Raw genomic sequence first — 11,798 nt, 5'->3', positions numbered from 1 at the left:
GCCCGGGCGACATGAAGGAAACATGGGGCGCGTCAGCTCTTGGGCTGGTCGGCTGGTCCGCCACCTTGCGGCTGGTCCTTCACCCATTGCCAGAACAGCTGATAACCGACCGCAAGTATCACCGGGCCGATGAACAGACCGATGATGCCATTGGCGACCATGCCACCCAAGGCGCCGATCAGCACCACCGGCATCGGCACATCGACACCGCGCCCCAACAGCAGTGGCTTGAGTACGTTATCGGACAGGCCGGCAACGAAGATATAGATGGCAAACACAATGGTCGCCGTGCTGGCACCCTCAGTCACGAAGACAAAGACGATCACTGGAATAGTAATCAGCGTGGCCGGTAACTGCATGATGCCAAGCAGCAGCACCGCCAGGGCGAGCAGACCTGCGCCAGGGATGCCCTTGAGCACGAAGCCGACGCCAATCAGTACCATCTGGATGAAGGCGATGCCGACCACACCCAGCGCCACCGCACGGATGGTGGCGGTGCACAGTTCGGTGAGTTTCGGCCCCTTGAGCGGACCGCTGATGCGCGAAGAGATCTGCACCGCGCTGCGGGCACCATTCTCACCATAGGCCATGAAGATACCGGCGATGATCAGGGCGAAGAAGAAGATGAGAAAACCCATGCCGACACCGGCGAGTTTGCCTAACAGGGAGAGACTGACCCCTTTGATCTGCGGTATGAACTTCTGCGCCAGATCGGGCAGGTCGGTGGCGGCTTGCAGCCAGAAACCATACAGCGGCTTGCCCACCAGTGGCCACCCGGCTACTGAATCGGCCGGTAGAGGAATATGGATGCCGCCACTCTTGACCATGGTCATGACACTCGCCACCGAGTCCGCAATCGAGGTGCCCAACAGGTAGATCGGCACCATGAGGATACCGATGGAGATCAACACGATCAGCGTCGCGGTGTACCCCTCGTTGTTACCCAGCATGCCCTTGAGCCTGCCTTGCAGTGGGTAGAGGGTGATCGCCAGGATCACCGACCACAGCATCAGGTCAAGGAATGGGTAGAAGATCTGGAAGCAAAAAATCACCAGAACGGCGATCATCCCGGCGCGAATCAGTACATCAAGCAGGCCATAGGAAAGCGCCTTTTCGGAAGTGGGCGTGGGCACCATTGATTGCCTCCTTGCAGGTGCTGCAAAGGAATGAGTTCGGTAATCCCAGCATAGACGCTCAACAGGCGATGAGAGGGATCTGCGCATTGGCCCGCTTGCGGCCCCTCAAGACCGTCTAAACTCCAGACACAGTGTGAGTTCACGGTGTTGGTTCGACGGCGTACCCACCAGAGATAAGCTTTTTTGAGCAGGACACAATCAACAGCGAGTTAATCACAAGAAGGAAGGTACGAACATGACGAGTCCCGACCAGAACACCGTTGCGCCCGCTTCAGCCGGCTGGCGCTTCAAATTGGGGGTCGCATTGATCTGTTTGATGCCAGCAGCGTGGCTACTGGTGCCTCTCGCTGCGGCGGTCGATGTACCCGGCACAAAGATTGCGGCGCTGACAGGCATCCTGTTTATCGGCAACAAGGTTCTGCTGATCCTCGTCATCGCGATCATGGGCAAGGCCGGTTTTCAGCAGTTGAAAAGCCGTCTATTTAGCTACGTGTCCGCGTTGGCTCCCAGCGCAGAAACCGAGGTGGGCCCGGCTCGTCACCGCATTGGCCTGGTCATGTTCTGCCTGCCACTGATCTCATCCTTTCTTGAACCCTACATCGATAGCATCTGGCCTGGGCTCAGACCGAATATCTGGCAGCTCCAGATGCTGGGCGACGCCATGCTGATTGGCAGCTTTTTCGTACTGGGCGGAAATTTCTGGGACAAGGTTCGCGCCTTGTTCATCCGAACCGCACGGGTGGTCAATGCGCAATAGCATCGGCCAGGGTGTTGAGCATGTCGCTGACAGGTGACTCATGATCAGGTGCGGTGCGCGTTTGGAGTGAAGGCCATCGGCGTTTCAAAGTATCGAACGTATGGTTCCACCCTCCACACGCATTGCCATTCCATTGAGCGCCGGTGACGCCGCCAGGTGCAGAACACTGCATGCCACTTCTTCCGGCTCGATCATGCGTCTGATCAATGAGGTCGGTTCGGTATCGTCAAAATAGTCAGCGACCACCTGTTGCGCAGTAATGCCCTTCTTCAAGGCAAACAACGCGGTCACTTCTACCGCAATTGGCAGAGGCAGCATGAGTGAGCAATTTGGCATTTGGCGTTGACGAGCGAACGTAAGCGTCCGACTAATAGACCTTCCTGAGATCCCAACGCTTAGGGCGATGGTGTCCACCTAGCAGTGCTGCCGGTAGGCCCCAGGTGTACTGCCTGTCCACCCCCGAAACGCGCGATGGAATACTGCGTTGGAGTCAAAGCCTAATCCCAATGCAATTTGAGTGATCGAGAGATCCGTGTGAATCAGCTGCTGCACAGCGATATCTCGACGTAAGGCGTCCTTGACCAGCTGGTAGCTAGTACCCTCCTCCTTAAGCCTGCGGGTCAATGTGCGAGTGGACATGAGCAGCGCGCTGGCAGCGCCCTGCAAACTGTCATCATGCTTTAGGTTCGACAGTAAGTATTGGCGCACCTGCTGAGCCACCAAACGCTCTTTCAACGTGGTGAACAACCAGTAGCGTGGGGCGGCCTTGAGAAAGGGCAGTAGCTCGGCCTTATTGCGGCGAAATCTGCGCTCCCCCCACTCAAGGTCAAAACAGAGTGTTGTGCAGGGTTGCTGGAAGCGGATCGGTGCAGGGAACATGTGCATGTACTCCGAGGCATACACCGGCCGTGGAAAGGAAAACATTACGCTGCACAGAGGAATTTCCTGCCCAATCAACCATGACGCAACACCATGAGCCAGCTTCATCATTAACTCATGGCCGAAGCGCTGCAGCTTGGCGGTGCTGTCTCGTGTTTCGAGGGAGATCACAATCGTGCCCGACTCTTCGGTGTAACCGAGCTGGTAGTCATCAAGCAACAAGTTCCAGAATCGAGTGAAACGGTACATGGCGTTGGAAAGGGAACTCGCGTCAAGAAGGCTCAAGCACAAGTACTTGAGCGTGCCACTACGAATACGCCGGGACCATAACCCCATCATTTCGTCGCCACTGCCTACGGCCACTTGCTGGTACAAGCGCACAAACTGATCGTAAGTCACCCTCGCGTCAGGCGTTCCCAGCAAGTGTTGGGCGATACCTGCTGCAGTGACAAAACCCTGTATGTCGGTGCGGCTACAGATACTGGTAGCCCCCTGTAACAGTCCCTGGACGAAGGTCATAGACAAGGTGTTATCCACCGGATGATCCACGCGTCCCCACTCCCCTGCGCATCGCCAGACTGGCGTGATATGCAAATAATTCGGCGTATCGGGTTATTTCAAGCCCGATAAGTAGCTGGTTAAGCTAAGGCTCAATCGACACCGAACGCTACCCGGACCGAGAGCCATATCAAAACACAAGTAACAGGTAATACAAGCCAATCACGAACTGCAGCACCCCATACCGGGCCATCCAAAAAACAGTCCATCCAGAATAAAAATGGAGACCTGACTACCGAGCAATTCTGACGATTAAACCTCACGCGGTACCTGCGCCCCTCATTTCTGTATCCGCGTTTTTTTATCGATAGACCCTCACCCGTTTGGCGAGGGCCGTTCCAGACCCGACCACCCTTTCGAAGTATTACCCCGAACATCGAGCCCTGAAGCGCGATGCGGGAACCCGTTGTTCCATAATAAAAATAAGGGATTTCACCATGGACCGTAACACCTGCACCCTCGCTACCCGTCTGTTGCTGGCCGGCGGCGTCATCAGCCTCTCGGCCCCCGCCGCTGCGGATTTTATCCAGGACAGCAAGGCCAGCCTGGAACTGCGCAACTTCTACTTCAACCGCGACTATCGCCAAACCAACGCCCCTCAATCCAAGCAAGAAGAGTGGGCCCAGGGCTTCCTGTTGCGCTACGAGTCTGGCTTCACCGAAGGCTTGATCGGTGTCGGTTTCGACGCCATCGGCCTGCTCGGCGTCAAACTTGATTCCAGCCCCGACCGCGCCGGTTCCGGCCTGCTCAAACGCCACAGCGACACCCGCAAAGGCGCGCAGGACGAGTACGGCGAACTGGGTCTGACCGCCAAGTTGCGCGCCTCCAAAAGCGTGCTGAGACTCGGCACCCAGCAGCCCAAGCTGCCGACGGTATTGGCCAACGATTCACGGCTGTTGCCACAAACCTTCGAGGGCGGCCAGTTGACGTCGCTGGAAGTTGAAGGCCTGACCGTGGATGCCGGGCGACTGACTCAGGTCAACCAGCGTGACTCCTCGAACTATGAGGACATGGGTATCACCCGAACCGGTGCCAAGGGCATCACGACGCGTCATCTGGACAGTGACAGCTTCGATTTCGCCAGCCTGAATTACAAATGGACCAGCAACCTCGCCACCGGTTACAGCTACGGTCATCTCGACAACTTCTACAGCCAGCACCTGGTAAACCTGACTTATGTATTGCCGGTGACCACGGGCCAGTCGTTCAAGACTGATCTGCGCTTCGCCCGCTCCACCGACGACGGCGGCAGCAACATTGACAACCGCGCGCTGGGCGCCATGTTCACCTACGCCCTGGGTGGGCACGCCTTCGGGCTCGGCTATCAAGCCATGAGCGGCGACACCGGCTACGCCTACATCAACGGCAGCGATGCGTTCCTGGTGAACTTCGTACAGATCGGCGACTTCGCCAGCAAGGACGAAAAGTCCTGGCAGGCGCGCTATGACTACAACTTCGCCGCGATCGGGATCCCCGGCCTGACCTTGATGAGCCGCTACATCAACGGCTCGAACATTGACCTGGGCAGCAACCGTCCCGAAGGCAAGGAGTGGGAACGCGATACCGACATCGGCTATGTGATACAGGGTGGCCCGCTGAAAAACCTCGGAGTGAAATGGCGCAATGCGACAGTTCGTTCGACCCACTTTGGCAGCGACCTGGATGAGAACCGCCTGATCGTCAGTTATAGCCTGCCAATCTGGTAAACGACTGGGCTCATCCAGTTAACGAACGTACCAGCGACGCTGCACTTGCGGGCCACGCCCCGCGCCCCCTTCATATGACCAATAAGCCCCAAGCGTACTGCATCCCCTAACACGATCCCCGCATCTAACAAGTCTGGCGTGATATGCAAATAAATAGGCGGATCGGGTTATTTCAAGCCCGATACCTCACTGGCTAAGCTAGCGCTGTACCAATGGTTAAAGCGACCTTGACCAAGAGACACCATTAAACAGATCACAACACAGTGGCAGGTAGTGCAAGTCCGCCACTAACCGAAACACTCTATCCAGCCGTCCAAAAGACTGCTTACTAATAAAAATAATGGAGACTTAACCATGCTGTTACATGGCGGAATGATGAACCAACCTCTTCTCATTTCTTCGATCATCACCCACGCGGCACGTAACTCCGGTAGCCATGAAGTGGTGTCGCAGCTTGCCGATGGCAGTCTCCATCGTTACACCTATGCCGACTGCGAGCAACGCAGCAAACAACTGGCCGGTGCCCTTCTGGGGCTGGGAATCACTCAGGGTGATCGGATAGCTACATTGGCCTGGAACGGCTATCGCCATCTGGAAATCTACTACGGTGTTTCAGGGCTCGGCGCGGTCTGCCATACCGTCAACCCCAGGCTGCATCTGCAACAGATTGTCTACATCATCAATCATGCCCAGGACGTCGCGGTGTGTTACGACATCGGCTTTGCGGCGCTGATCGCTCAGATCACCGGGCAATGTCCAAGCGTGCGTCACTGGATCGCGCTAACCGACATCGACCATGCCAAAGATTCTCTGAGTTACGAGGCATTGCTTCGCCAGGCCAACGCCCTTGAGCGCTGGCCCGAGTTCGATGAGAACACCGCTTCGGGTCTGTGCTACACCTCGGGAACTACCGGGCAACCCAAGGGCGTCTTGTACTCCCACCGCTCCACGCTGCTCCAGGCATACGCCGCCTCTCATCCCGACGCGATGGGTATCTCGGCACACGACGTGGTAATGCCGCTGGTGCCCATGTTTCACGTCAACGCCTGGGGACTGCCCTATACGGCGCTGATGGCGGGTTCCAAGCTGGTCCTGCCAGGTAGCCGGCTGGATGGCTCATCTCTGCAAGCACTGTGTGACGGCGAAGGCGTGACCTTTTCAGCAGGCGTGCCTTCCGTTTGGCAGGGCTATATCGAAACCCTCCAGGCCAGTGGTCAGCGACCGCGGACCCTGCGCAGAGCCTACATCGGAGGATCAGCCTGTCCGCCAGCGATGTTCAGCGCACTCCATGAGCTAGGCATCGATGTCACTCACTCCTGGGGCATGACCGAAGTGTCGCCCCTGGGAACAGCTTGCCGTCTGCTGCCCAGGCACGATGGCGAGGATAGTCAAACCAGAATCCGGGTGTTGGCCAAGCAGGGACGCGAGTTGTTCGGCATCGAAATGCGCACGGTCGATGAGGTGGGTATAACCCGGCCCCGGGACGGACAACACCCAGGCAACCTTATGGTGCGTGGCAATTGGGTGGTCCGTGATTACTACCAGAGCGACTCAACGGCGTTGACCGAAGGCTGGTTCGACACGGGTGACATGGCCACCATCGACGAAGAGGGTTACCTACTGATCACCGACCGCTGCAAAGATGTCATCAAGTCTGGTGGCGAGTGGATCTCCTCCATCGACCTGGAAAACATCGCCATGGCCCATCCCAAAATACACATGGCTGCCTGCATTTCCTGCGATCACCAACGCTGGGGTGAACGCCCTCTGCTGGTCGCTGTTGCCAAGCCTGACACGCAAGTCGATGCCGCTGAGTTGTTGGCTTTCTTCGAACACAAGGTTGCCAAATGGTGGATACCCGATGACGTCCTGTTCATCGAGGACATGCCCCTGACCGCCACCGGCAAGCTATTCAAACTCGCCCTGCGCGAGCGCTATCGCGATCACTACGAGCGCCAGTCATCGACTGGCGGCGATACACAAAGCCCTCCCCTAAACCAGGCACAAGCCTGACCCATCACTGCTATCTGGAGTCTGTATGAACGAGCCCTTCCTGAAAATCGAACTGCGCGGCACCATCGCGATCGTCACGCTCAATCGTTCACAGAAACGCAACGCGCTGGATGAACAGGCGATTGCCGCCCTGGATGATTTTTTCTCCACTGTTCCAACGAGTGTACGCGCCATCGTATTGGCTGCTGCGGGCCCACATTTCTGTGCCGGTCTGGACCTTAAAGAACACCATGATAAAGAACGCTCGGCGATTGATTTCATGCGTGTATGTCAGGCATGGCACCGCGCCTTTGACAAAATTCAGCATGGCGGCATCCCGGTGATTGCGGCCATGCAGGGGGCGGTTGTCGGCGGTGGGCTGGAACTCGCTGCCGCTGCCCATGTGCGGGTGGCAGATTCCACCACCTACTTCGCTCTACCCGAAGGCCAGCGCGGTATTTTTACCGGGGGTGGCGCCACCGTGCGCGTGGCACGGATCATCTCCGCCAACCGGATGGTCGAGATGATGCTGACTGGACGCGCACTCGACGCCCGCGAGGGGCATCGGTTGGGTCTAGCCCATTACCTGTGCGAGCAAGGACAGGATGTGCTCGAACAGGCCATCGGCTTGGCCGAACGTATTGCCTCGAACGCAGCGCTGTCCAACTACGCCATCGTCAGCTCAATCAACCGCATTGCCGACATGTCCTCAACCGACGGCCTCTTCGCTGAGGGCTTGATGGCTGCGGTGGTCCAGACCGGACACGATGTTCAGCGGCGTCTTGGAGATTTCGTCGAGAAGCGCACCGAGAAAGTCAGAGTCTGAGCCTGTTCAGGGCCGTCATGCACCACCTGCCATCCGACCTGGCAGGACCATAACAAAAAACTCCACCCGATCACCTCTCAGGTATTAAGGAGCGGCAGCATGTCATCGAACCTCATTTATCAGAAGATCCGCGAAAACCCTCAGTATCGCTCCCTCGTGCTGGGCCGCAGCCGACTGGCCTTTACCCTCAGCGCCGTTGTACTGGGCCTCTACTTCCTGTTCATCGCTTCGGTATCGTGGCAACCGCAACTGCTGACACATGTGCCCCTGAGTAGCGGCAGCCTGAACATCGGAATCTGGGCTGCATTAACCCTGATTGTCGGTTCATGGTTGCTGACAGGCCTATACGTGCTGCGCGCCAATAACGAGTTCGACAAGTTGACCCAGGCGCTGCTTGAGGAGGTGCGGCCATGAAGCTCATCACTCGAGTAACGGTATTCAGCCTACTGTCCGCCGTCAGCTTCGTGGCGGTTGCGCAGGCCTCGCTTCAGAGCACCCGCGCGCCCAACATTACGGCGATTGTGATCTTCCTGGCGTTCGTTATCACCACGATAGGCATCACCTACTGGGCTGCCGGGCGCACACGCTCGACGGCCGACTTTTACACTGCGGGGGGTGGAATCAGCGGCGTGCAAAACGGCTTCGCGATTGCTGGGGATTATATGTCGGCGGCGACTCTGCTCGGTGTTTCAAGCATGGTCTTCAGCACAGGTTTCGACGGCATGATCTATTCCGTCAGCGCATTTCTGGGTTGGCCGTTGATCATGTTTTTGATGGCTGAGCGACTGCGCAACCTTGGACGCTTCACGCTCGCCGACATCATCTCCTACCGCCTCGACCCGGTGGGCACACGGGTGTTTTCAGCCTGCAGTTCGCTGATCATCATCTGTTTTTATTTGATCGTACAAATGGTCGGCGCCGGTCAGTTGATCAACCTGTTGTTCGGGCTCGATTACGAGGTCGCGGTCATCTGCGTCGGCGTGTTGATGGTGGTCTATGTGACATTCGGCGGTATGGTCGCCACGACCTGGGTGCAGATCATCAAGGCTGTCCTGCTGCTCGGCGGCGGCCTATTCCTGACGCTGCTGGCATTCAAGCACTTCGGCTTCAGCCTGGAGCGCATGGTGGACAGCGCGGTTGCCAGTCACCAGAGCGGTAGCACAATACTCGGGCCGTTGAAGTTCGCCAGTGATCCGCTCTCCATGATCTCGATGTCCCTGGGTCTGGTGTTTGGGGTGGCAGGCCTGCCACATATCATGATGCGTTTCTTTACCGTTCCGGATGCCAAAGCAGCGCGCCAGTCGGTTTTTGTGGCCACCGGTTTGATCGGCCTGTTTTTCATCGTGGTCTGCGTGCTGGGAATGTCGGCGATCAGCATTGTCGGACAACAACCGAGATTCTTCGAACAGGGGATTATAGGCGGCACGCTACTCGGTGGCGGCAACATGCCAGTCATGCACCTGGCCCAGGCTCTGGGTGGCGACCTGATGTTTGGGTTCCTGGCCGCCGTGGCCTTCGCCACCATCCTTGCCGTAGTTTCCGGTCTGGCCCTGGCCGGTGCTTCAGCCCTCTCCCATGACCTGTATGCCAATGTCCTGTGCAAGGGAAAATCCTCCAGCCGCAATGAAATGCGTGTCAGCCGCTGGGCAACGCTAGGTCTGGGCATAGTCGCCATTGCCTTGGGGATTGTCTTCAAAGGCCAGAACGTGGCGTTTCTCGTCGCGCTGACATTCGGCATCGCCGCCTCATCGAATTTCCCGGTACTGCTGCTGGCCATGTATTGGCAGGGATTGACTAGCCGGGGAGCCATTTGTGGCGGCCTGGCCGGCCTTATCAGCTCTGTTGCCTTGGTCGTGCTGTCTCCCGGTGTCTGGGTCAAGGTGCTGCATCATCCCGAAGCCATCTTCCCTTTCGACTACCCCGCACTGTTCTCGATGCCCTTGGCCTTCGGTATCGCCTGGATAGTCTCGTGCCTTGATCGTAGCCCAGCTGCAAACCTTGAAAGAACTGCGTTCGAACCGCAAAGCGTACGCGCCGAAACTGGCTGGGGCGCCAACCAAGCAGCGCAGCATTGACTATCTGAACGACCTCCAAGGAGTTACTGATGAGCTATCAAGCCCCGGTTAAAGAGATGCGCTTCGTCATCAATGAGTTGGCAGACCTGGCCGCTATCGCCCGGCAACCTGGAATGGAGGACGCAAGTCCCGATACGGTGCAAGCGGTGCTCGATGAGTCGGCGAAATTCACTACGCAGGTGATTGCACCACTCAATCACACTGGCGACGTTCAAGGGTGCCGGTTGATTGCAGGCGAAGTCATCACCCCTTCTGGCTTCAAGGAAGCCTTCGCCCGGTTTGCCGCCAGTGGTTGGCAGGGGTTGGCGCACCCCACCCAATTTGGTGGCGCAGGGCTGCCGAAACTGGTCAGCACAGCCTGCAATGAAATGCTCAATTCAGCCAACATGTCCTTTGCTCTGTGCCCACTGTTGACCGATGGCGCGATCGAAGCCTTGCTAACGGCCGGCAGCAAGGAACAGCAAGATTACTATTTGCCACGCCTGATATCGGGAGAATGGACCGGCACCATGAACCTGACCGAACCCCAGGCCGGCTCGGATCTGTCCCTCTTGCGCAGTCGTGCCGAACCCATTGGCGATGGTCGCTATCGCGTATTCGGTAGCAAGATTTTCATCACCTTTGGGCAGCACGATATGGCGAGCAATATCGTGCATTTAGTGCTGGCACGCGTACCCGGTGCGCCGGAAGGCGTCAAAGGTATTTCCCTGTTTGTGGTTCCCAAGTTCCTGCACGATGCGGACGGCCGTCTGAATCTGCGCAACGACATAGAGTGTCTGAGCCTGGAACATAAGCTGGGGATTAGAGGCAGCCCCACGGCAATCCTGCAGTTTGGCGATCATGGCGGTGCGATCGGTACCTTGATCGGCGAGGAGAACCGAGGCCTGGAATACATGTTCATCATGATGAACTCGGCGCGTTATGCCGTCGGCATGCAAGGTGTAGCCATCGCCGAACGAGCACGACAGCAAGCGACTGCCTATGCGCGGGTACGCGTCCAGGGCCGAGCATTGGACAGTAGCCATAGAACCGTTGCGATCATTGAGCATCCCGACGTCAAGCGCATGCTCCTGGACATGCGCGCCTTGACCGAAGGCAGCCGGGCAGCCGCCTATATGACTGCTGCTCATAGTGACCTGGCGGCACATCATGCAGATCCCCAGCAACGACGGCAGCATCAGGCGCTCTATGAGTTCCTGGTACCGATCATCAAGGGCTGGTGCACCGAGATGGCCCAGGAAGTGACCAGCCTGGGCATACAAGTCCATGGTGGCATGGGCTTCATCGAGGAGACTGGCGCCGCTCAGCATTTCAGAGATGCGCGGATTTTGCCGATTTACGAAGGGACCACCGCCATTCAAGCCAATGATCTGATCGGTCGCAAGACGGTGCGCGATCAAGGCGCAGTGGCGCGATTGCTAGCCAGACACATTGAGGAAACCGAGAACCAACTGCTCGCCAGTGGCAACCCGGATGCTCGGGCCATTCACGGTCCGTTGCGCCAGGCTCGATTGGCCTTTGAGGCAGTGGTGGACCATGTGGTTGAACACCATCGTAGTTCAGCACAGGCGGTCTACGCCGAGGGAGTCGCTTACCTGACACTGTGCGGGATATTGGTTAGCGGCTGGCAACTGGCGCGCGCCCTGCTGATTAGTGAGTCACGGCTCGCCGAAGACCGGAGCTTCTACGGCGCGAAAATTGTCGTCGCTCGCTACTTTGCCGGGCACTACCTAACACGGGCAGCGGCGTTGCGCGATTGCGTGCTGTACGGCGGCGAAACGGTAAACCGTTTAGCAACCGATGATCTCTAACGCTACCAGGGTTCTGCAGCGTATCAATATTGGCCAACTACCCCGCTTCTACGGACTA

The 11,798-nt window shown here is 57.6% G+C and carries 10 protein-coding genes; 7 read left to right on the top strand and 3 right to left on the bottom strand.

All coding sequences use genetic code 11. The features are described 5' to 3' along the window. Positions 1 to 32: 32 nt before the first annotated feature. Complete coding sequence (locus tag ACN1C3_RS12265; RefSeq protein WP_419116069.1) at positions 33 to 1,136, bottom strand: AI-2E family transporter; 1,104 nt, start codon at positions 1,134 to 1,136, stop codon at positions 33 to 35. Between the two features lie 235 nt (positions 1,137 to 1,371). On the opposite strand from ACN1C3_RS12265, the gene ACN1C3_RS12260 reads away from it, so the two are divergent. Further along, the gene (locus ACN1C3_RS12260) at positions 1,372 to 1,893 is read left to right on the top strand and encodes a transporter suffix domain-containing protein (RefSeq protein ID WP_419116068.1); all 522 of its coding nucleotides are present in this window, start codon (positions 1,372 to 1,374) and stop codon (positions 1,891 to 1,893) included. An 84-nt stretch (positions 1,894 to 1,977) separates the two neighbouring features. Here the strand turns inward: ACN1C3_RS12260 and ACN1C3_RS12255 are convergent, their stop codons facing one another. After that, the gene (locus tag ACN1C3_RS12255) at positions 1,978 to 2,211 is read right to left on the bottom strand and encodes a hypothetical protein (RefSeq protein ID WP_419116067.1); all 234 of its coding nucleotides are present in this window, start codon (positions 2,209 to 2,211) and stop codon (positions 1,978 to 1,980) included. A 96-nt stretch (positions 2,212 to 2,307) separates the two neighbouring features. Beyond that, complete coding sequence (locus tag ACN1C3_RS12250; RefSeq protein WP_419116066.1) at positions 2,308 to 3,321, bottom strand: AraC family transcriptional regulator ligand-binding domain-containing protein; 1,014 nt, start codon at positions 3,319 to 3,321, stop codon at positions 2,308 to 2,310. A 446-nt stretch (positions 3,322 to 3,767) separates the two neighbouring features. Between ACN1C3_RS12250 and ACN1C3_RS12245 the strand changes: the two genes are divergently transcribed. From ACN1C3_RS12245 to ACN1C3_RS12220, 6 genes are all read left to right on the top strand, one after another. Then, positions 3,768 to 5,036 carry an OprD family porin gene (locus ACN1C3_RS12245; RefSeq protein ID WP_419116065.1) on the top strand — a complete coding sequence of 423 codons (1,269 nt, stop codon included), beginning with the start codon at positions 3,768 to 3,770 and terminating at the stop codon, positions 5,034 to 5,036. Positions 5,037 to 5,411: 375 nt separating this feature from the next. Then, positions 5,412 to 7,049: a long-chain-fatty-acid--CoA ligase gene (locus ACN1C3_RS12240; protein ID WP_419116064.1), complete on the top strand. Its 1,638-nt coding sequence runs from the start codon at positions 5,412 to 5,414 to the stop codon at positions 7,047 to 7,049. Positions 7,050 to 7,074: 25 nt separating this feature from the next. Continuing rightward, entirely contained in the window at positions 7,075 to 7,854 is a 780-nt protein-coding gene (locus tag ACN1C3_RS12235; RefSeq protein ID WP_419116063.1) for a crotonase/enoyl-CoA hydratase family protein, read from the top strand. 99 nt (positions 7,855 to 7,953) lie between these two features. Further along, on the top strand, positions 7,954 to 8,268 hold the full coding sequence (locus ACN1C3_RS12230) for a DUF485 domain-containing protein (RefSeq protein WP_419116062.1): 315 nt from the start codon (positions 7,954 to 7,956) through the stop codon (positions 8,266 to 8,268). Further along, the gene (gene actP, locus ACN1C3_RS12225) at positions 8,265 to 9,929 is read left to right on the top strand and encodes a cation/acetate symporter ActP (protein ID WP_419116061.1); all 1,665 of its coding nucleotides are present in this window, start codon (positions 8,265 to 8,267) and stop codon (positions 9,927 to 9,929) included. The genes ACN1C3_RS12230 and actP overlap by 4 nt, the downstream gene beginning before the upstream one ends. Positions 9,930 to 9,958: 29 nt before the next feature. Further along, on the top strand, positions 9,959 to 11,740 hold the full coding sequence (locus ACN1C3_RS12220; protein WP_419116060.1) for an acyl-CoA dehydrogenase: 1,782 nt from the start codon (positions 9,959 to 9,961) through the stop codon (positions 11,738 to 11,740). Positions 11,741 to 11,798 lie beyond the last annotated feature (58 nt).

Source organism: Pseudomonas sp. H11T01 (genome assembly GCF_048515765.1).
GTDB lineage: Bacteria > Pseudomonadota > Gammaproteobacteria > Pseudomonadales > Pseudomonadaceae > Aquipseudomonas.
The sequence above is the reverse complement of the archived record's forward strand: the minus strand, read 5'-3'. Positions and strand labels throughout refer to the sequence as shown.